Below are 18,136 nucleotides of genomic sequence, written 5' to 3' on the forward strand. Positions count from 1 at the left end.
TCAGCCCGCTTTCGGAAAAAGCCGCACGCCCGGCAGTCCGTCGAAGTGCCGGTCACAGGTGATCAGGTCAGCCTTGTACTCGCGCGCAGTGGCGTACACGATGGCGTCGGCCGTGGCCAGCCGATGCGCGCGATGCAGGTCCGCTGCGAGCAGGGCGATGCGGGTGTCGAGTGCTGCGATGACGCATTTCTGCGTGTAGGCGATGACCTGGTCGGCCTTGTCATCGCCGACTTCGCGCACCAGCCACTTCGAAAGTTCGAGCTGCACGATCGTGGGCACGATGCAGTGCGGGCGCTCCGGCAGTTCCTTGCCGATGATTTCGCCGAGGTCGCTGCCGGTGAGCCACTCGATCCACGCCGAGGTATCGACCACGCACGCGGCGGCCGGCATCAATAGCGGTCCTCGCGGTCGCGCGTGTCATCGGTCGATGCGCCCCGGGCGATGCCGGCGAGCTGCGCGGCATCGGGTACCGGCATCATCAGCACGCCTTTGCCTTTCGGGATGAACACGAATTCCTGTCCGGCTTCCCAGTGCTGTGCTTCGCGCACGGCCTTGGGGATGGAAATCTGGAATTTGCTGGACAGCATGGCAGTACTTGGCATGGTCGTACCCGGAGCTGATCGATCGGAGTTTGGTAAGAATACTCGTTCGCGACCGGTGCCGCCACGGGTGGCCTGCGGTCAGCTGCGCAGCGCGTCCGTCAGGTGCGGTTCGATCGCAGCCAGCAGGGCCGGGAAGATGCGCGGCGTGGAGGCGACCAGATTGCCGCTGTCCAGATAGCCGGTTTCACCGGTCAGATTGCCGACCAGCCCGCCCGCTTCGGTCACCAGCAGGGCGCCGGCGGCGATGTCCCACGGCGACAGGCCGATTTCGAAGAAGCCGTCGAAGCGGCCGCAGGCGACATAGGCCAGGTCGAGCGCGGCGGCACCCGGGCGGCGCAGGCCGGAGGTCTTTTCCATCAGGTCCTTGAACATGCCCAGATAGGCGTCGACGTGGTCCCACACGCGGTAAGGAAAGCCGGTGCCGATCAGTGCCTCGCCCAGCTTGGCCCGGCGCGACACGCGGATGCGGCGGTCGTTCAGGAAGGCGCCGCGGCCGCGGCTGGCGGTGAACAGCTCGTTGCGCACCGGGTCGAACACGACGGCCGACTGCATCAGGCCGCGGTGTTCGAGCGCGATCGACACCGCGTACTGCGGCATGCCGTGGATGAAGTTGGTGGTACCGTCGAGCGGATCGATGATCCAGCGGTATTCGGATTCACCCGATGCGCCGCTCTCCTCCGCCAGGATGGCGTGGTCCGGGTAGGCTTCGCGCAGGATGCCGATGATGGCGTCCTCGGCGGCGCGGTCGACTTCGGTGACGAAGTCGTTCTGGCGCTTGCTGCTGACTTTCAGCAGGTCAACATCCTGGCTGGCGCGGGTGATGATCTGGCCTGCGCGGCGGGCGGCCTTGACGGCGGTGGTGAGCGTCGGATGCATGGGAGATGTCTGTGCGCGGACCGTGCGGTCCGCAAGTCGGCGGGAAAGCCAAGCATTTTAGGGGCTGTTGCGATTTAATTCGAGGCCCGCACCTGAATTGACCTCTGACCGCACCTTAGATGGACGCTCTTTCTTCCCCTTCCGATCGTCACGCCGCCCTGGACCGGGTGCGCGTGGTCATGTCGCACACCACCCATCCGGGCAATATCGGCGCCTGCGCACGGGCGATGAAGGTGATGGGGCTGTCACGCCTCTATCTCGTCAATCCAAGACACTTTCCGCACGACGAAGCGGTTGCGATGAGTTCGGGCGCGACCGATGTGCTGGACAGCGCAGTGGTGGTCGACACGATCGAAGCCGCGCTGGCCGGCACCGTCGCGCAGGCGGCGCTGACTGCGCGCCGGCGTGAAATGGCGCTGCCGGTGCGCGATGTCAGGTCGGCGGCGACCGAACTGGCGACCTTGCTGGCCGCCGGCGACGCCGAGGTGGCGCTGGTGTTTGGCACCGAAAGTTCGGGGCTCACCAATGAAGAAGTGGCGATGTGCTCGCTGCCGGTCACCATTTCGACCAGCGATACCTATCGCTCGCTGAACGTGGCGGCAGCCGCGCAGATCATGTGCCACGAATTGCGCGTGGCCGTCGCCGCCACGCCGACCTTCGTCAGTGAAGCGCCGGTGCTGGCCAGCCACGAAGGGCTGGAAAGCCTGTACGCGCTGCTCGAACAGCTGATGCTCGATGCGGGCTTTCTCGACCGGGTCAATCCGGGCCGCGCCCTGCCGCGCCTGCGCCGCCTGTTCGGCCGCACCCGGGTCGAAGCGGAAGAACTTCACCTGCTGATGGGCGCGCTGAAGGCGATCGGCGGCATTCCGAAGAAGCGCCCGGGGTCGAACGGATAAGGTCGGATGCAGTCTGCGTTGTTGCATCTACGCCAGTGCTTCCGCGTGCGGCCACGACGGTCGATGGACAGACCCTGACGCAGGTGCACAAAAACCGACTAAAATCGTCGGGTTTCAACTGACCGCGAACGCCACCGGCGTTTCATAGGGAAAAAGGATGTTCCAACACCTGCGCGAAGACATTGCCAGCGTGCTCGCACGCGACCCCGCCGCACGTTCGTCGTTCGAAGTCCTCACCTGCTACCCGGGCATCCACGCGCTGATCCTGCACCGCATGGCGCACGCCTGCTGGGGCGCAGGCCTGCACTGGCTGGGGCGCTTCATTTCGCACATCGCCCGCGTGCTGACCGGCATCGAAATTCACCCGGGTGCGTCGATCGGCCGGCGCGTGTTCATCGATCACGGCATGGGCGTGGTGGTGGGTGAAACCGCGGTCATCGGTGACGACTGCACGATCTATCAAGGCGTGACGCTGGGCGGCACCTCGCTGTATCGCGGTGCCAAGCGCCATCCCACGCTGGGTCGCGGCGTCGTGATCGGCGCCGGCGCCCAGGTGCTGGGCGGTTTTGAGGTCGGTGACGGCGCCAAGATCGGTTCCTGCGCAGTTGTCGTGAAGCCTGTTCCGGCCGGCGCCACGGCGGTCGGCAATCCGGCGCGCATCATCGAAGCCAGCGGGCCGGGCGCCGACGACGAGAAGAAGCGGCGCGCCGAACAGGCCGGCTTCACCGCCTATGGCGTCACCCGCGACATGGAAGACCCGATGGCCAAGGCGCTCACTGCGCTGGTCGATCACGCACTGGAAAACGACCGGCGCCTTGCCTGCCTGATGGAAAAGCTCGAACGGGCAGGCGTCAGTCTCGACGACGAGGCGCGCGAGGAAATGGCGGATCACTCGCACGTCGATCTGGACAAGATCAGGCCTAATTGTTGACTGAACTTGTCGGGAATTATAAAGTCGACTGAATTGATCGGGAATTGGATTGTGTGTTCAATCGTGAGCCCAATCGTGCCTTCCCCGAGTCACTCCATCGAGGAGATCGCTTCATGAGACTGACGACCAAAGGCCGCTTCGCCGTTACCGCGATGCTGGATCTGGCACTTCGCCAGGACAATGGCCCGGTGACGCTGGCCGGCGTGGCCGAGCGCCAGCGCATCAGCCTGTCCTATCTCGAACAGCTGTTCGGCAAGCTGCGCCGCCAGGAACTGGTGGCCAGCGTACGCGGGCCGGGCGGTGGCTACTGCCTGGCGCGCGATGCGCGCTCCATTTCCGTCGCCCAGATCATCACCGCCGTCGATGAACCGCTCGACGCCACGCAATGCGGCGGCAAGGAAAACTGTCTGGACGAACATCGCTGCATGACGCACGACCTGTGGTCGAGCCTGAGTCGGCGCATGTACGACTACCTCGACTCGGTGAATCTGCACGATCTGATGGTTCAGCAGCGCGACAAGACGACCCACCGCGTGGTCGTGCACGATCACGCAGTGCGCCCGGGTGTGTCCGAAATGGTGCGGGTGCAACTCTGATCATGTTCGCACCGGTCTATCTTGATCACAACGCCAGCACACCGCTCGCCGATGCAGTGCGCGAAGCGATGCTGCCCTGGCTGGGCGCGCGCTTCGGCAATGCGTCGAGCCGGCACGAATACGGCCGCGCTGCGCGCCGGGCGATCGACGAGGCACGGGCACAGGTGGCCGCCGCAGTGAATGCGCATCCGACCGAAGTGGTGTTTACCAGCGGCGGCTCGGAAGCGAACAATCTGTTCGTCAAGGGTGCCGCCGCGCGACTCAAGCCCGGTGTGATCGCGATTTCGGCGATCGAGCACCCGTGCGTGCGCGAGCCGGCACGCCAGCTGGTGCGCCGCGGGTGGACGCTGAAGGAATTGCCGGTCGACGCGCAGGGCAGGGTGCAGGTCGACGGCTTCGATGGCCAGGCGGCGCTGGTGTCGCTCATGCTCGCCAATAATGAAACAGGCGTGCTGCAGGACGTTTCGACGCTGGCAGCGCAGGTGCGCCGCGCCGGCGGCTGGCTGCATACCGACGCGGTGCAGGCGCTGGGCAAGATCGCCGTCGATTTCCGTGCGCTGGGCGTGTCGGCAATGACACTGTCGGCGCACAAGATCGGTGGCCCGCAGGGTGCGGGCGCGCTGATTCTGGACAAGCGGGTCGATGTCGAGCCGCTGATTGCCGGCGGCGGGCACGAGCATGGCCTGCGTTCCGGCACCGAAAACATCGCGGCGATCGTCGGTTTCGGCCGTGCCTGCGAGCTGGCCATGACGCAGCCGGCGGCGCGACGCGAACTGCTCGAAGCGCAGCGCGAACGCATCGAACGCTGTGTGCTGGCGCTCGGCGGCACGGTATTCGGCGCGCAGGTGCCGCGCCTGCCGAACACCTGTTACTTCGCACTCGATCACATCGACGGCGAAACGCTGGTCGGCAAGCTCGACCGCGCAGGTTTCGCAGTGGCCAGTGGTTCGGCCTGCTCGAGTGCGTCGCCCGAGCCGTCGCGCACGCTGACCGCGATGGGCGTGCCGCCCGAACAGGCGCGCGGTGCGGTCCGCGTGAGCACCGGCGCGATGACGAAAATGCAGGATGTCGATGATTTTTGCGGCGCGCTCGCGCAGGTGGCGGATCAACTCCGCGGTCTGCGGGCGATGGCTGAAGCGTAATGAAGAACCTGAAGGAGCAACCCGAATGCTGAAATTCCCGATCTATCTCGACTACTCGGCGACGACGCCGGTCGACCCGCGCGTCGCGGCGAAGATGATTCCTTACCTGACCGAGCACTTCGGCAATCCGGCGTCGCGCAGCCACGCCTATGGCTGGGAAACCGAAGCGGCCGTGGAAGAGGCGCGCGAGCAGGTTGCCCGTCTGGTGAATGCGGATCCGAAGGAAATCGTCTGGACCTCGGGTGCCACCGAATCGAACAACCTCGCCATCAAGGGTGCGGCGCATTTCTATTCCGGCAAGGGCAAGCACATCATCACGCTGCGCACCGAACACAAGGCGGTGCTGGATACCTTCCGCGAACTGGAGCGCGAAGGCTTCGAGGCGACCTATCTCGATCCGCTGCCCAATGGCCTGATCGACATGGATGCGTTCAAGGCCGCGCTGCGTCCGGACACCGTGCTGGTGTCCATCATGTTCGTGAACAACGAAATCGGCGTCATCCAGCCGATCGCCGAACTGGGCGAAATCTGCCGCGACAAGGGCATCATCTTCCACGTCGATGCCGCGCAGGCAACCGGCAAGGTGGTCATCGATCTCGACAAGCTGAAGGTCGACCTGATGTCGTTCTGCGCGCACAAGACCTACGGGCCGAAAGGCATCGGCGCGCTGTACGTGCGCCGCAAGCCGCGCATCCGCCTCGAGGCGCAGATGCACGGCGGCGGTCACGAGCGCGGCATGCGCTCGGGCACGCTGGCGACGCACCAGATCGTCGGCATGGGCGAAGCCTTCCGCATCGCGCGCGAAGAGATGGGCGCCGAGAACGAGCGCGTGCGCATGCTGCGCGACCGCCTGCTGAAGGGCCTGTCGGACATCGAGGCAACCTTCGTCAATGGCGACCTCGAAGCGCGCGTGCCGCACAACCTGAACATCAGCTTCGCCTATGTCGAAGGCGAATCATTGATCATGGCGATCAAGGATGTCGCGGTGTCGTCCGGTTCGGCCTGTACCTCGGCCAGCCTTGAACCGTCCTACGTGCTGCGCGCGCTGGGCCGCGAAGACGAGCTGGCGCACAGCTCGATCCGCTTTTCGATCGGCCGCTTCACGACCGAAGAGGAAATCGATTTCACGATTGACCTGCTGCACCGCAAGATCGGCAAGCTGCGCGAGTTGTCGCCGCTGTGGGAAATGGTGCAGGAAGGTGTTGATTTGAATAGCGTCCAGTGGGCCCACCACTGATTGCGCGTGCACGGCGACTGAAGGAGAACTGTTATGGCCTATAGCGAAAAACTGCTGGATCACTACGAAAACCCGCGCAATGTCGGCGCGTTCGGCAAGGACGACGACGATGTCGGCACCGGCATGGTCGGCGCACCCGCCTGCGGCGACGTGATGAAGCTGCAGATCAAGGTGGGTGCGGACGGCATCATTGAAGATGCGAAATTCAAGACCTACGGCTGCGGCTCGGCCATCGCATCGAGCTCGCTGGTGACCGAATGGGTCAAGGGCAAGACGCTCGACGAGGCGATGACCATCAAGAACACCGCAATCGCCGAAGAACTGGCCCTGCCGCCGGTCAAGATCCACTGCTCCATCCTCGCGGAAGACGCCATCAAGGCGGCGATCGACGACTACCGCAAGAAGCACGGCGATGCGGCCGCGCCGGCCGAAGCTGCGTAAGGAGAGCAATATGGTGAGCGATACGGGGAGAACGACATGGGCGTGACACTGACCGAAAAAGCAGCCACACACGTGAGCAACTACATCGCCAAGCGTGGCCGCGGCGTCGGCCTGCGCCTGGGCGTGCGCACCAGCGGCTGTTCCGGCATGGCGTACAAGCTCGAATTCGCCGACGACACGACGCCGGAAGACCTGATTTTCGAAAGCCACGGCGTGAAGGTGCTGATCGACCCGAAAAGCCTGGCCTATCTCGACGGCACCGAGCTCGACTTCGTGCGCGAAGGTCTGAACGAAGGCTTCAGGTTCAACAACCCGAACGTCAAGGACGAGTGTGGTTGCGGCGAAAGCTTCAACGTCTGAGCGGCAATCGCCACAGACAAGATCGAACGATGAATCCTGACCCTACCGCATCCGGCCTGCCGGACGCCGAACTGTTCAGTCGCGACCACTTCGAGTTGTTCGCGTTGCCGCGCCGCTTCGTCATCGACGATCGCTCGCTCGAATCGCGCTATCACGAGCTTCAATCGTCGGTGCACCCCGACCGCCATGCCAGCAGCCCGGAAGCCGAGCGGCGGCTGTCGATGCAGTGGTCGACACGCATCAACGAAGCCTACCGGCTGCTGCGCACGCCGCTGAGCCGCGCGCGCTACCTGCTGGAGCTTGATGGCATCGACGTGGCAGCGGAAAACAACACCGCGATGCCGGCCGATTTCCTGATGCAGCAGATGGAATGGCGTGAAGCACTCGACGAGGCGCGCGATGCGCGCGATGCCGGTGCGCTTGACGAACTGGCGCGCATGCTGCGGCACGCCCGGCGCGACGCGGAAGAGCTGCTGGTCCGGCAGCTGGATGCAGAACACGACACCGTTGGCGCAGCCGCGACGGTGCGCCGCATGATGTTCATCGCCCGACTGGCGGAAGACATTGCCGAAGCACACGAAACACTGGACAACTGATGGCCCTGCTGCAGATCGCCGAACCCGGCGAATCCACCGCGCCGCACCAGCACAGGCTGGCCGCGGGCATTGATCTCGGAACGACCAATTCACTGGTGGCCAGCGTGCGAAACGGCGTACCGCTGGTGCTGAACGACGAGCACGGCCGTGCGCTGCTGCCGTCGGTGGTGCGCTATCTCGCGGACGGCTCGACCGTCATCGGCCACGCGGCCCGCGCCGCGCAGGCGCTTGATCCGCGCAACACCATCGCTTCGGTCAAGCGCTTCATGGGACGCGGTGTGGCCGATGTGGCGCACGTCGAATCGATGCCCTATGTATTCGAGGACGCGCCCGGCATGGTGCGGCTGCGCACTGCACAGGGCGCAAAAAGCCCGGTCGAGGTGTCTGCCGACATCCTGCGCGCGCTGCGTGAGCGCGCTGAAGCCAGCCTCGGCGGGCCCTTGACCGGCGCCGTCATCACGGTACCGGCGTATTTCGACGATGCGCAGCGCCAGGCCACGAAGGATGCCGCGCGGCTGGCCGGTCTCGATGTGCTGCGCCTGCTGAACGAACCAACCGCCGCCGCGATCGCCTACGGGCTGGACAATGCGTCCGAAGGGATTTACGCGGTGTACGACCTGGGCGGCGGCACCTTCGATATTTCCATCCTGAAGCTGTCGCGCGGCGTGTTCGAAGTGCTGGCCACCAGCGGCGACGCCGCACTGGGCGGCGATGATTTCGACCATCGCGTCTATTGCTGGCTCATCGAGGCGTCGCGCATCGGCCCGCCCAGCCTGGAAGACATGCGCACGCTGTACATGGAAGCCCGGCGCGCGAAGGAGGCGCTCAGCGGTGCCGACGATGTGCATGTCGGGCTCAAGCTGTCGTCGGGCGACGAAATCGACGTGCATCTCACGCGTGAAGCGTTTGCTGCGATGACGAAGACGCTGGTCGACAAGACCCTGGTGCCGACGCGCAAGGCGCTGCGCGACGCCGGTTTGTCGGTCGAGGACGTCAAGGGCGTGGTCATGGTGGGCGGCGCCACGCGCATGCCGCAGGTGCAGCGCGCAGTCGGTGATTTCTTCGGCCAGGTGCCGCTGACCAATCTTGATCCGGACAAGGTGGTGGCCATCGGTGCCGCGATCCAGGCCAATGTGCTGGCCGGCAACCGCGCGGCCGGTGAAGACTGGCTGCTGCTCGACGTCATTCCGCTGTCGCTCGGTCTGGAAACGATGGGTGGCCTGGTCGAGAAGATCATTCCGCGCAATTCGACGATACCGACCGCGCGCGCGCAGGAATTCACCACCTATCGCGACGGCCAGACGGCGATGGCCATCCATGTGCTGCAGGGCGAACGCGAACGCGTCACCGACTGCCGCTCGCTGGCCCGCTTCGAATTGCGCGGCATTCCGCCGATGGTGGCGGGTGCGGCACGCATCCGCGTGTCGTTCCAGGTGGACGCCGACGGCCTGCTCGCCGTGTCTGCGCGCGAACTGGGCACCGGCATCGAAGCGCGCATCGAGGTCAAACCCAGTTATGGTCTGGGTGATGACGAAGTCGCCCGCATGCTGCGCGACGGCTTCGATCATGTGCAGGACGACATTGCGGCGCGCGCGCTGGCCGAACAGAAGGTGGACGCCACGCGCCTGATCGACGCCACGCAGACCGCGCTGGCTGCCGACGGCGATCTGCTCGACGGCGCCGAACGGGCTGCGGTCGACGCCGCCGTCCGCGCGCTGGCCGAGGTGGTCGAGGGCGACGATACGGCGGCCCTGCGCGCCGCTGTCGAAGTGCTCGGTCGCGCCACCGACGAGTTCGCCGCCCGTCGCATGAACCGCGGTATCCAGCGCGCGCTGGCCGGGCGCAGCATCGAATCACTCTGATTGACGGAACACCGCGCAATGACCCAGATCGTCGTATTGCCCCATGTCGAACTGTGCCCGGACGGCGCGGTGTTCGACGCCGAACCCGGCACCACCATCTGCGACGCACTGCTGGCCAACGGCATCGAAATCGAACACGCGTGCGAAAAATCGTGCGCCTGCACGACCTGTCACGTCGTGGTGCGCGAAGGCTTCCGCAGTCTCGACCCGGCCGAAGACCTGGAAGAAGATCTGCTCGACAAGGCCTGGGGGCTGGAGCCGAATTCGCGCTTGTCCTGTCAGGCCGGGGTGGCCGGCGAGGCGCTGGTGATCGACATCCCCCGCTATACGATCAATATGGTCAGTGAAGGAAAGAGGTAAGCACCATGAAATGGACCGATACGCTGGACATCGCGATTGCGCTGACCGAGGCACACCCCGACGTCGCCCCGGGCAATGTGCGTTTCACCGACCTGATGCAGTGGGTGCTCGATCTGCCCGACTTCGATGACGATCCGAAGCGCTGTGGCGAAAAGATACTCGAAGCCATCCAGCTCGCCTGGATCGACGAGGCGGACTGACACGACGCGGAGTGATCGTCGTAGGGGCCGTCCATCAGGTCGGCCAGGGTCGTATTTGCCTGCCGGTCGGCTTCAAGCTGCGGGACTTTTCCGGTAAACTAGGAATTTCCCGCTGCAGTGCAATAAATGACAAAGTACGTGTTCGTCACCGGCGGTGTGGTGTCCTCGCTAGGCAAGGGCATCGCAGCCGCGTCACTGGGCGCGATTCTCGAATCGCGTTCCATCCGTGTCACCCATCTGAAGCTTGACCCCTACATCAACGTCGATCCGGGCACGATGAGCCCGTTTCAGCACGGCGAGGTGTTCGTCACTGAAGACGGGGCCGAAACCGACCTCGATCTGGGCCACTACGAACGCTTCACGCACGCGCGCATGGGCAAGCGCAACAACTTCACTACCGGCCAGATCTACGAGGCGGTGATCAAGAAGGAACGCCGCGGCGAGTATCTGGGCAAGACCGTGCAGGTCATCCCGCACATCACCGACGAAATCAAGCTCTACATCAAGCGCGGCGCCGAAGGTGCGGACGTCGCCATCATCGAGGTCGGCGGCACGGTCGGCGACATCGAATCGCTGCCCTTCCTTGAAGCCATCCGCCAGATGGGCATCGAAGAAGGCCGTGGCAACACCTGCTTCATCCATCTGACGCTGGTGCCCTACATCGCGACGGCCGGCGAGCTGAAAACCAAGCCGACCCAGCATTCAGTCAAGGAATTGCGCGAGATCGGCATCCAGCCCGACGTGCTGCTGTGCCGCTCCGACCGCGTGGTGCCGGATGAAGAGCGCCGCAAGATCGCGCTGTTCACCAACGTGCTGCCCGAGGCGGTCATTTCGGTGGTCGACGCCGACAGCATCTACAAGATTCCGGCCATGCTGCACGACCAGATGCTGGATGAGATCGTCTGCCACAAGCTGAACATCCTGGCGCGCGCGGCCGACCTGAGCACCTGGAAGCGCATGATCGACGCGCTGGAAAACCCGGAACGCGACGTCGACATCGCCTTCGTCGGCAAGTACGTCGACCTGACCGAATCCTACAAGTCGCTGTCCGAGGCGCTGATCCACGCCGGCATCCAGACGCGCTCGCGCATCAACATCCACTACATCGATTCGGAAGCCGTCGAGCGTTCGACCGACGGCGGACGCGCACTGCTCGACCCGATGGACGCCATCCTGGTGCCCGGCGGCTTCGGCCGGCGCGGCGTCGAAGGCAAGATCGGCGCCATCCGCTACGCGCGCGAAAACGGCGTGCCCTATCTGGGCATCTGTCTGGGCATGCAGCTGGCGGTGGTCGAGTACGCCCGCAACGTGGCCGGCCTGGCTGGCGCGCACAGCACCGAATTCGAGCGCGACACGCCGCATCCGGTGATCGGCCTGATCACCGAATGGATGAGTGCCGAAGGCAAGCTGGAGCGGCGCGACGAGTCGTCGGACATCGGCGGCACGATGCGTCTGGGTGGCCAGACCTGTCATCTCGCGGCAGACAGCCTGGCGCGCGAAATCTACGGTGTTGAACAGATCATCGAGCGGCATCGCCACCGCTACGAAGTGAACAACCAGTATCTGGCACAGCTTGAAAAGGTCGGCCTGCGCGTGTCCGGCCGTTCGCTCGACACGGTCGATCCGCTGTGCGAAATGATCGAGCTGCCGGACCATCCGTGGTTCGTGGCCTGCCAATTCCACCCGGAATTCACGTCCACGCCGCGCGCCGGGCATCCGCTGTTTTCCGCCTTCGCCCGTGCCGCGCTCGCCCGTCAGGACGCGCGTGGCATGGTGAAGCGCTCATCGCGCAAGGTGACTTCATGAAACTGTGCGGATTCGATGTCGGCCTCGACAAGCCGTTCTTCCTGATTGCCGGCCCGTGCGTGATCGAATCGCGTGACATGGCTTTCGATACTGCCGGCCAGTTGAAGGAAATCACCGCGCGTCTGGGTATCCCCTTCATCTACAAGTCGTCGTTCGACAAGGCCAACCGCAGTTCGGGCACCAGCTTCCGCGGCCCGGGCATGCAGAAGGGGCTGGAAATCCTGGCCGACGTGAAGCGCGAGCTGGGGGTGCCGGTGCTGACCGACGTGCATACCGCCGAAGAGGCGCCGATCGTCGCGCAGTACGTCGACGTGCTGCAGACGCCGGCCTTCCTGTGCCGCCAGACCGACTTCATCCACGCCTGCGCCGCCACCGGCAAGCCGGTGAACATCAAGAAGGGCCAGTTCCTCGCGCCGGGCGACATGAAGCACGTCGTCGCCAAGGCGAAGGAAGCCAACGGCGGCGCCGACACCATCATGGTGTGCGAGCGCGGCGCGTCCTTCGGCTACAACAATCTGGTGTCCGACATGCGATCACTGGCCATCATGCGCGAAACCGCCTGCCCGGTCGTGTTTGACGCCACCCACTCGGTGCAGCTGCCGGGCGGGCAGGGTGCATCGTCCGGCGGTCAGCGCGAATTCGTGCCGGTGCTGGCGCGCGCCGCCGTGGCGGTGGGCATCGCCGGGCTGTTCATGGAAAGCCATCCCGATCCATCCAAGGCGATGTCCGATGGCCCGAATGCCTGGCCGTTGCCGATGATGGCCGCGCTGCTCGAGCAGCTGCGCGACCTCGACGCGGTCACGAAGCGCCACGGCTTTCTCGAATCCGCGCTCGCCTGAGTGCGCGCCGGTTATTCATAATCTGTCTTCTTACCCAGGAACCCAGCGACCATGAGTGCAATTGTCGATGTCGTCGCGCGCGAAATTCTAGATTCGCGCGGCAATCCCACCGTTGAAGCGGACGTGCTGCTGGAGTCCGGCATCATGGGCCGCGCCGCCGTGCCGTCCGGCGCGTCCACCGGTTCGCGCGAAGCGATCGAGCTGCGCGACGGCGACAAGGACCGCTATCTCGGCAAGGGCGTGCTGGCCGCGGTCGAAAACGTCAATACCGAAATTTCCGAAGCCATCATCGGTCTGGACGCCGAAGAACAGGCCTTCATCGACCGTACGCTGATCGAGCTCGACGGCACCGAAAACAAGGGCCGTCTGGGCGCCAATGCCATGCTGGCCGTGTCGATGGCGGTGGCCAAGGCGGCGGCTGAAGAGGCCGGACTGCCGCTGTACCGTTACTTCGGCGGCTCGGGCGGCATGGCGATGCCGGTGCCGATGATGAATGTGATCAACGGTGGCGCACACGCCAACAACAGCCTCGACTTCCAGGAATGCATGATCATGCCGGTCGGCGCATCGAGCTTCCGCGAGGCACTGCGCGCCGGCGCTGAAATCTTCCATGCGCTGAAGAAGCTGACCGACAAGAAGGGTTTTCCGACCACGGTCGGTGACGAAGGCGGTTTCGCGCCCAACGTCGGCAGCGCCGAAGAGGCGCTGAACATGATTCTCGACGCGGTCAGCGCGGCCGGCTACGAGCCGGGCACCGACATCGTGCTGGCGCTCGACTGCGCGGCGTCCGAGTTCTACAAGAACGGCAAATACCACCTCGAAGGCGCCGGCCTGACGATGGAGTCGGCCCAGCTGGTCGATTACCTCGCGACGCTGGCCGACAAGTACCCCATCGTCAGCATCGAAGACGGCATGGCGGAAAACGACTGGGACGGCTGGAAGCTGCTGACCGAACGTCTGGGCAGCCGCGTGCAGATCGTCGGCGACGACCTGTTCGTCACCAACACCAAGATCCTGAAGGAAGGCATTTCGCGCGGCATCGCCAATTCCATCCTGATCAAGATCAACCAGATCGGCACGCTGACCGAAACCTTCGCGGCGGTCGAAATGGCCAAGCGCGCCAGCTACACCGCGGTGATTTCGCACCGTTCGGGCGAAACCGAAGACAGCACGATCGCCGACATTGCGGTCGGGCTGAACGCGATGCAGATCAAGACCGGTTCGCTGAGCCGCTCGGACCGCATCGCCAAGTACAACCAGCTGCTGCGCATCGAGGAAGATCTCGGTGATACGGCGTGGTACCCGGGCGCTTCCGCGTTCTACAACCTGCGCAAGTAGTCATGACGCGCCATTGGCCTGCGTTGTTGCTGGTGGCGCTGATTGCGGGGCTGCAGTATCCGCTCTGGCTCGGCAAGGGCGGCTGGCTGCAGGCCTGGGAAGCGGGCCGCGCGCTGGACGCCCAGCGCGACCTCAACACCCGGCTGGAAGCGCGCAATGCCGCGCTGGACGCCGACGTGAAGGATCTGAAAACCGGCTTCGACGCGATCGAAGAGCGGGCGCGCACCGAACTCGGGCTGATCAAGCCGGGCGAGGTGTTCGTGCAGATTCCGAACGACAAGCCCTGACCGTCATCACCCTTCGCGCCTGAGCGTGCGCAGGCCGCTGATGCGCGGGGCAAACCAGCCGCTGTCCAGTCTGTCCGTCCGTACATACTTGCCGCGCGTGCTCGGTGCGTGGATGAAGCGCCCCTCGCCGGCGTAGATGCCCATGTGCGAATGCGGCGTGCCGTTCGTGTTGAAGAACACCAGATCGCCGGGCGCCAGTGCGCTGCGCTCGATCGGCCGCGCGATCTTCGCGATCTGGGCTGCGTTGTGCGGCAGGCGCACGCCGGCCACCTGTTCGTAGATCCAGCTCACCATGCCGCTGCAGTCCAGCCCGCTGTCCGGGTTGCGACCGCCGAACTGGTAGTGGTTGCCGATCAGGCCGAGCGCGTAGATCACCGCGTCCTGGGCATGTGTGTCGTCGGCGAGCTGTATCCGGCCCGCCGGCGTCGGTCTTGCAGCGGGTTGTTCGGCCGGCGTGCCTGCCGGCGGCCGCGCAGCCCGCTCCGGCAGGCTGCCGCACGCGGCCAGCGCCAGCGACAGCAAAAGGGCCGGCGCGAGGGCAGCGGGCCTGCGACTACCGGCGCTCAATCTCGATCTGTCCGCTGATCGACACCGCCACGCGCGATTCACCGGCTTCGACCGGCATGTCGGCCATCGCTTCGGCAATGCCCGCCTTGCTGCGCATCATCATCGGGCGCGGCGGCGGCATGCCACCGGTGTGATTCACGTTCATGTGCAGGATGCGCCACGACTTGCCGAGTGATTCGGCGACGATCTTCGCGCGGGCGTTGAAGGCGGCGATGCCGTCGGCGATGGCGTCGTTCTCGGCCTGCCTTGAGGCTTCTTCGCTCGGTTCCAGCGTCAGCTGGCCAACCGCCAGCTGGGTCTGCAACTTGCCCAGCAGTTCGGAAATGGCGGCCTGATCCTTCGATTCGAGCAGCAGCTCCGAACGCATGCGCCAGCTTTCGATGCTGCGGCCGTTCTTGCCATAGACCGGGTAGGTCGAGGTATTGCCGCTGCGCACCTTCACACTCGGGTAAGGCTTGGTCGTGGCGATGGCCGACTGCATGACCGCATTGACCTTCTTCGCCAGCGCGCTCGGCGTGGCGTCACCCATTTCGATGTAGGCCTGGGCGCGTGCGAGGTCATTCGGGGCGAGGCGGGAGGCTTCGGCATTCAGGTCAACCACGATGCCGGCGCGCTGGACGGCGGTGTGGTCGGCGGCCTGGGCGACGGAAAGCGTGGCGGCAAGCAGCAGCCAGAACGGATGTTTCATGGGGGGCTCCCGCAATGTGATCAGTGCGGGAGTATAACCAGCGCGCTGCAGGCGTCTGTCAGCGCTTGCGACGTACCGGCCGGTCGTCTTCGGTGTCGATGCGGATCGGCTCGCCCAGCTCTTCTTGCGTGTCGCGCTCATCGCCCAGCGCCGACAGCAGCGCGGCGCCGATCAGTGCGAGGTAGGCCAGCACGGCCAGTCCGGCCGCTTCGCTGTTGAAGGCGACCATGATGGCGGGCAGGGCGTGCGCGCCGGTGAAATAGAAGGTGGTGCGTTCGGCCATGTCGATCTCCTCGAGTGACGTTCTCAGGGAATATCGACGCCGGTTGGCAGAACTGAAGCGTGATTCAGGGTTGACTGCGCCTAGTCGCGCGGCACTTCCTTCAGCCCGGTCCGGTAGTGCCGCGCCTTGTCGACGTACTGCGCAGAGCCGGACATGAGCGCCGCCACTTCTTCGTCGCTCAGTTCGCGCACGATGCGACCGGGCGAGCCGACGACGAGCGAGCGGTCGGGAATGACGCGCCCTTCCGGAATCAGCGCATTGGCGCCGATCAGGCAGTTGCGGCCCACGACGGCGCGGTTCATGACCACCGCCTTGATGCCGATCAGCGACCCGTCACCGATGGTGCAACCGTGCAGCATGGCATGGTGACCGACCGTGACGTCGTCGCCGATGGTCAGCGGCACGCCTTCGTCGATATGCAGCACCGCACCGTCCTGCACGTTGCTGCGTTCGCCCACGACGATGCGGTCGTTGTCGGCCCGGATGACGGCGCCGAACCATACGCTGCTGTCGGCCTTCAGTTCGACCTCGCCGATCACGGTCGCGTTGGACGCGATCCACGCGGAAGGATGGATGTCGGGCTGCTGGTCGTCGATGCTGTAGATGCTCATGCTTGCTTTCGTTTTCCCGCGTGGGCGGTGAATCGGGCGGTGAATCAGTTCCCCGAACGATCAGATACGTCGTGCCTGTCCAGACCCGGTTTGCGCATTACACTCGTGCTGCAATGCAAACAGGGCGCGATTGTAAGCGCAAGCGCACAGGGTCTTGCAAGCAGGGGGTAGTTTTGCCACCGTGCCGGAGAGTGCAGATGAACGAAAGATTGGGCAGCTCGCTGGACGATTTCGAAGCCGGGCGCATCGACATGGACGCGCTGATCGCCATCTGGCGCCGCCTTGGCGTCGAAGACGCAAACCTGCCGGCGAAGTGGCGCGAAGTGCTCGACGGCCTGCTGATGCGGCTTGAATCCGCCCGGTTGTTTTCGCAGGACAGTTGCTCGTTCAGCCGCAGCGAACTGCTCGCAACGATGCGCGAATGGCTCGCGCGGGCGCAGACCCAGGTGCAGGCGCAGCAGTGAGGCGGGGGCGGGGTGTTGTTGTTGGGCATCGCTTCGCTCACCCCAACCTACGGGTTGATGCGGCGCGAATCGGTGGGCGGTTTGTGTGAGGTAACGGTGAGGCGAGGTGTGGGGTGCTGCTGTTGGGCATCGCTGCGCTCACCCCAACCTGCGGGTGGATGCGGCGCGAATCGGTGGGCGGTTTGTGTGGGGTAACGGTGAGGCGAGGGGCGGCGTGTTGTTGTTGGGCATCGCTGCGCTCACCCCAACCTGCGGGTTGATGTGGCGCGAATCGGTGGGCGGTTTTTGTGGGGGGTATCGGTGAGGCGAGGTGTGGCGTGCTGCTGTTGGGCATCGCTTCGCTCACCCCAACCTACGCCGGTGATCCGGCTGCGACACCGCGAGCTCCATCCCGGCCGAGAAGCCGTAGGTTGGGGTGAGCGCAGCGATGCCCAACACCCGCCGCTGATCCAACGCCGACATTTTTTATTCCCGCCCGAAAAAAGGGCGCCCGCAGGCGCCCCTTGATGACCGAACTGACGGTTCAGAGCTTGCTCTTCACCACCTCGACCACGCGATCGGCTTCCGCCACCCACCTGGCTAGCAGGGCGTCGGTTTCGGCGCGGCGCGAGGCGGCGAAATCGGCGTCCTTGATGCTGGGCACGTTGATGTCGACGTTCAGCGCCGCCGAACGCAGCGCCGCCTGGGCGGCCAGCGCGGCGACACCGGCGTCGGACACGACGTTCCGGTTGCCCTTTTCGGCCGCCACCAGACTGAGGGCGATCACCTCGGCGCAGGCGCGGGCGCAGGCCAGCGGTGCGTCGGTGGCCATCTTCAGGCCGTCCTGGATCGCGGCAGAGCGTGCAGCCTTCTGCTCGTCCGTGTCCTTGGGCAGACCGTAGGCGGCCATCAGGCCGTCAAAGGCTTCGACGTCGGCGCGGATGAAGTCGGTCAGCGTGGCACGCAGGCCTTCGGCTTGCGCCAGCAGGTCCTTCATGTCGCCTTCGACTTCGGCGTACGCCTTCTTGCCGATGGTCAGGTTGCACACCATGCTGACCAGCGCCGCACCCATGCCGCCCATGATGGCCGCGGCGCTGCCGCCGCCCGGCGTGGGCGCGCTGCTGGCCAGTTCGTCGAGAAAGGTGGTGACCGGTTTATCCTTGATCATGGTCATC

At 65.0% G+C, this 18,136-nt stretch carries 24 protein-coding genes; 16 read left to right on the plus strand and 8 right to left on the minus strand.

Translation table 11 applies throughout. The features are described 5' to 3' along the window. The 3 genes from Q8Q80_RS16135 to Q8Q80_RS16145 all read right to left on the minus strand — a co-directional run bounded on the left by Q8Q80_RS16135 (position 1) and on the right by Q8Q80_RS16145 (position 1,478). Positions 1-390, minus strand: a complete 390-nt coding sequence (locus tag Q8Q80_RS16135; RefSeq protein WP_305633904.1) for a type II toxin-antitoxin system VapC family toxin — start codon at positions 388-390, stop codon at positions 1-3. Beyond that, positions 390-602 carry an AbrB/MazE/SpoVT family DNA-binding domain-containing protein gene (locus Q8Q80_RS16140; protein ID WP_257081206.1) on the minus strand — a complete coding sequence of 71 codons (213 nt, stop codon included), beginning with the start codon at positions 600-602 and terminating at the stop codon, positions 390-392. The genes Q8Q80_RS16135 and Q8Q80_RS16140 overlap by 1 nt, the downstream gene beginning before the upstream one ends. 78 nt (positions 603-680) lie before the next feature. Then, entirely contained in the window at positions 681-1,478 is a 798-nt protein-coding gene (locus Q8Q80_RS16145; RefSeq protein WP_069037572.1) for an inositol monophosphatase family protein, read from the minus strand. A gap of 119 nt (positions 1,479-1,597) precedes the next feature. Between Q8Q80_RS16145 and Q8Q80_RS16150 the strand changes: the two genes are divergently transcribed. From Q8Q80_RS16150 to ftsB, 15 genes are all read left to right on the plus strand, one after another. Beyond that, positions 1,598-2,374 (plus strand): RNA methyltransferase, encoded by a 777-nt coding sequence (locus Q8Q80_RS16150; RefSeq protein ID WP_305633905.1) that lies wholly within the window; start codon positions 1,598-1,600, stop codon positions 2,372-2,374. Positions 2,375-2,531: 157 nt separating this feature from the next. Then, complete coding sequence (gene cysE, locus Q8Q80_RS16155) at positions 2,532-3,305, plus strand: serine O-acetyltransferase (RefSeq protein WP_305633906.1); 774 nt, start codon at positions 2,532-2,534, stop codon at positions 3,303-3,305. A gap of 113 nt (positions 3,306-3,418) precedes the next feature. Next, complete coding sequence (gene iscR / locus Q8Q80_RS16160) at positions 3,419-3,901, plus strand: Fe-S cluster assembly transcriptional regulator IscR (protein WP_305633907.1); 483 nt, start codon at positions 3,419-3,421, stop codon at positions 3,899-3,901. Positions 3,902-3,903: 2 nt separating this feature from the next. After that, positions 3,904-5,043, plus strand: a complete 1,140-nt coding sequence (locus Q8Q80_RS16165) for a cysteine desulfurase family protein (protein WP_305633908.1) — start codon at positions 3,904-3,906, stop codon at positions 5,041-5,043. Between the two features lie 25 nt (positions 5,044-5,068). After that, a complete protein-coding gene (locus Q8Q80_RS16170; protein WP_305633909.1) occupies positions 5,069-6,280 on the plus strand; it encodes an IscS subfamily cysteine desulfurase in 1,212 nt (403 codons plus the stop codon). Positions 6,281-6,313: 33 nt separating this feature from the next. Next, positions 6,314-6,721, plus strand: a complete 408-nt coding sequence (iscU, locus tag Q8Q80_RS16175; protein WP_257096591.1) for a Fe-S cluster assembly scaffold IscU — start codon at positions 6,314-6,316, stop codon at positions 6,719-6,721. A 36-nt stretch (positions 6,722-6,757) separates the two neighbouring features. Next, positions 6,758-7,081: an iron-sulfur cluster assembly protein IscA gene (iscA, locus tag Q8Q80_RS16180; protein WP_305633910.1), complete on the plus strand. Its 324-nt coding sequence runs from the start codon at positions 6,758-6,760 to the stop codon at positions 7,079-7,081. 29 nt (positions 7,082-7,110) lie between these two features. After that, on the plus strand, positions 7,111-7,677 hold the full coding sequence (hscB, locus tag Q8Q80_RS16185; RefSeq protein WP_305633911.1) for a Fe-S protein assembly co-chaperone HscB: 567 nt from the start codon (positions 7,111-7,113) through the stop codon (positions 7,675-7,677). After that, positions 7,677-9,539 carry a Fe-S protein assembly chaperone HscA gene (gene hscA, locus Q8Q80_RS16190; RefSeq protein ID WP_305633912.1) on the plus strand — a complete coding sequence of 621 codons (1,863 nt, stop codon included), beginning with the start codon at positions 7,677-7,679 and terminating at the stop codon, positions 9,537-9,539. The genes hscB and hscA overlap by 1 nt, the downstream gene beginning before the upstream one ends. 18 nt (positions 9,540-9,557) lie before the next feature. Further along, positions 9,558-9,899, plus strand: a complete 342-nt coding sequence (gene fdx, locus Q8Q80_RS16195; protein WP_305613910.1) for an ISC system 2Fe-2S type ferredoxin — start codon at positions 9,558-9,560, stop codon at positions 9,897-9,899. Between the two features lie 5 nt (positions 9,900-9,904). Next, on the plus strand, positions 9,905-10,099 hold the full coding sequence (iscX, locus tag Q8Q80_RS16200) for a Fe-S cluster assembly protein IscX (RefSeq protein WP_305633913.1): 195 nt from the start codon (positions 9,905-9,907) through the stop codon (positions 10,097-10,099). Between the two features lie 126 nt (positions 10,100-10,225). Next, the gene (locus Q8Q80_RS16205; protein ID WP_305633914.1) at positions 10,226-11,905 is read left to right on the plus strand and encodes a CTP synthase; all 1,680 of its coding nucleotides are present in this window, start codon (positions 10,226-10,228) and stop codon (positions 11,903-11,905) included. Next, positions 11,902-12,744, plus strand: a complete 843-nt coding sequence (kdsA, locus tag Q8Q80_RS16210) for a 3-deoxy-8-phosphooctulonate synthase (RefSeq protein ID WP_305633915.1) — start codon at positions 11,902-11,904, stop codon at positions 12,742-12,744. The genes Q8Q80_RS16205 and kdsA overlap by 4 nt, the downstream gene beginning before the upstream one ends. 51 nt (positions 12,745-12,795) lie before the next feature. After that, positions 12,796-14,082, plus strand: a complete 1,287-nt coding sequence (gene eno, locus Q8Q80_RS16215; protein WP_257081225.1) for a phosphopyruvate hydratase — start codon at positions 12,796-12,798, stop codon at positions 14,080-14,082. 2 nt (positions 14,083-14,084) lie between these two features. Beyond that, positions 14,085-14,369 carry a cell division protein FtsB gene (ftsB, locus tag Q8Q80_RS16220; RefSeq protein ID WP_305633916.1) on the plus strand — a complete coding sequence of 95 codons (285 nt, stop codon included), beginning with the start codon at positions 14,085-14,087 and terminating at the stop codon, positions 14,367-14,369. Between the two features lie 6 nt (positions 14,370-14,375). On the opposite strand, the gene Q8Q80_RS16225 is transcribed toward ftsB, so the two are convergent. From Q8Q80_RS16225 to Q8Q80_RS16240, 4 genes are all read right to left on the minus strand, one after another. After that, on the minus strand, positions 14,376-14,936 hold the full coding sequence (locus Q8Q80_RS16225) for a C40 family peptidase (protein WP_305633917.1): 561 nt from the start codon (positions 14,934-14,936) through the stop codon (positions 14,376-14,378). Continuing rightward, entirely contained in the window at positions 14,923-15,624 is a 702-nt protein-coding gene (locus Q8Q80_RS16230; RefSeq protein ID WP_305633918.1) for an SIMPL domain-containing protein, read from the minus strand. Before Q8Q80_RS16230 ends, Q8Q80_RS16225 begins: the two co-directional genes overlap by 14 nt. Positions 15,625-15,682: 58 nt before the next feature. Further along, a complete protein-coding gene (locus Q8Q80_RS16235; protein WP_305633919.1) occupies positions 15,683-15,907 on the minus strand; it encodes a hypothetical protein in 225 nt (74 codons plus the stop codon). An 80-nt stretch (positions 15,908-15,987) separates the two neighbouring features. After that, positions 15,988-16,518: a gamma carbonic anhydrase family protein gene (locus Q8Q80_RS16240; protein WP_305633920.1), complete on the minus strand. Its 531-nt coding sequence runs from the start codon at positions 16,516-16,518 to the stop codon at positions 15,988-15,990. Positions 16,519-16,715: 197 nt separating this feature from the next. Here Q8Q80_RS16240 and Q8Q80_RS16245 point away from each other — a divergent pair, with 197 nt between their 5' ends. Next, complete coding sequence (locus Q8Q80_RS16245) at positions 16,716-16,982, plus strand: hypothetical protein (RefSeq protein ID WP_305633921.1); 267 nt, start codon at positions 16,716-16,718, stop codon at positions 16,980-16,982. 523 nt (positions 16,983-17,505) lie between these two features. Here Q8Q80_RS16245 and fchA read toward each other — a convergent pair. Next, on the minus strand, positions 17,506-18,129 hold the full coding sequence (gene fchA / locus Q8Q80_RS16250; RefSeq protein WP_305633922.1) for a methenyltetrahydrofolate cyclohydrolase: 624 nt from the start codon (positions 18,127-18,129) through the stop codon (positions 17,506-17,508). Positions 18,130-18,136: the final 7 nt, after the last annotated feature.

This window comes from Methyloversatilis sp. (assembly GCF_030698125.1).
Lineage (GTDB): Bacteria > Pseudomonadota > Gammaproteobacteria > Burkholderiales > Rhodocyclaceae > Methyloversatilis.

Bases quoted from the DNA above. Each gene is read 5' to 3' on its own strand.
- Q8Q80_RS16145 (WP_069037572.1), bottom strand. From the start codon at position 1,478: ATGCATCCGACGCTCACCACCGCCGTCAAGGCCGCCCGCCGCGCAGGC.
- iscR (WP_305633907.1), top strand. From the start codon at position 3,419: ATGAGACTGACGACCAAAGGCCGCTTCGCCGTTACCGCGATGCTGGAT.
- Q8Q80_RS16240 (WP_305633920.1), bottom strand. From the start codon at position 16,518: ATGAGCATCTACAGCATCGACGACCAGCAGCCCGACATCCATCCTTCC.
- Q8Q80_RS16230 (WP_305633918.1), bottom strand. From the start codon at position 15,624: ATGAAACATCCGTTCTGGCTGCTGCTTGCCGCCACGCTTTCCGTCGCC.
- iscX (WP_305633913.1), top strand. From the start codon at position 9,905: ATGAAATGGACCGATACGCTGGACATCGCGATTGCGCTGACCGAGGCA.
- Q8Q80_RS16245 (WP_305633921.1), top strand. From the start codon at position 16,716: ATGAACGAAAGATTGGGCAGCTCGCTGGACGATTTCGAAGCCGGGCGC.
- fdx (WP_305613910.1), top strand. From the start codon at position 9,558: ATGACCCAGATCGTCGTATTGCCCCATGTCGAACTGTGCCCGGACGGC.
- cysE (WP_305633906.1), top strand. From the start codon at position 2,532: ATGTTCCAACACCTGCGCGAAGACATTGCCAGCGTGCTCGCACGCGAC.
- Q8Q80_RS16170 (WP_305633909.1), top strand. From the start codon at position 5,069: ATGCTGAAATTCCCGATCTATCTCGACTACTCGGCGACGACGCCGGTC.
- hscB (WP_305633911.1), top strand. From the start codon at position 7,111: ATGAATCCTGACCCTACCGCATCCGGCCTGCCGGACGCCGAACTGTTC.
- Q8Q80_RS16140 (WP_257081206.1), bottom strand. From the start codon at position 602: ATGCCAAGTACTGCCATGCTGTCCAGCAAATTCCAGATTTCCATCCCC.
- Q8Q80_RS16205 (WP_305633914.1), top strand. From the start codon at position 10,226: ATGACAAAGTACGTGTTCGTCACCGGCGGTGTGGTGTCCTCGCTAGGC.
- iscU (WP_257096591.1), top strand. From the start codon at position 6,314: ATGGCCTATAGCGAAAAACTGCTGGATCACTACGAAAACCCGCGCAAT.
- Q8Q80_RS16165 (WP_305633908.1), top strand. From the start codon at position 3,904: ATGTTCGCACCGGTCTATCTTGATCACAACGCCAGCACACCGCTCGCC.
- hscA (WP_305633912.1), top strand. From the start codon at position 7,677: ATGGCCCTGCTGCAGATCGCCGAACCCGGCGAATCCACCGCGCCGCAC.
- Q8Q80_RS16235 (WP_305633919.1), bottom strand. From the start codon at position 15,907: ATGGCCGAACGCACCACCTTCTATTTCACCGGCGCGCACGCCCTGCCC.
- ftsB (WP_305633916.1), top strand. From the start codon at position 14,085: ATGACGCGCCATTGGCCTGCGTTGTTGCTGGTGGCGCTGATTGCGGGG.
- eno (WP_257081225.1), top strand. From the start codon at position 12,796: ATGAGTGCAATTGTCGATGTCGTCGCGCGCGAAATTCTAGATTCGCGC.
- Q8Q80_RS16135 (WP_305633904.1), bottom strand. From the start codon at position 390: ATGCCGGCCGCCGCGTGCGTGGTCGATACCTCGGCGTGGATCGAGTGG.
- kdsA (WP_305633915.1), top strand. From the start codon at position 11,902: ATGAAACTGTGCGGATTCGATGTCGGCCTCGACAAGCCGTTCTTCCTG.
- Q8Q80_RS16150 (WP_305633905.1), top strand. From the start codon at position 1,598: ATGGACGCTCTTTCTTCCCCTTCCGATCGTCACGCCGCCCTGGACCGG.
- fchA (WP_305633922.1), bottom strand. From the start codon at position 18,129: ATGATCAAGGATAAACCGGTCACCACCTTTCTCGACGAACTGGCCAGC.
- iscA (WP_305633910.1), top strand. From the start codon at position 6,758: ATGGGCGTGACACTGACCGAAAAAGCAGCCACACACGTGAGCAACTAC.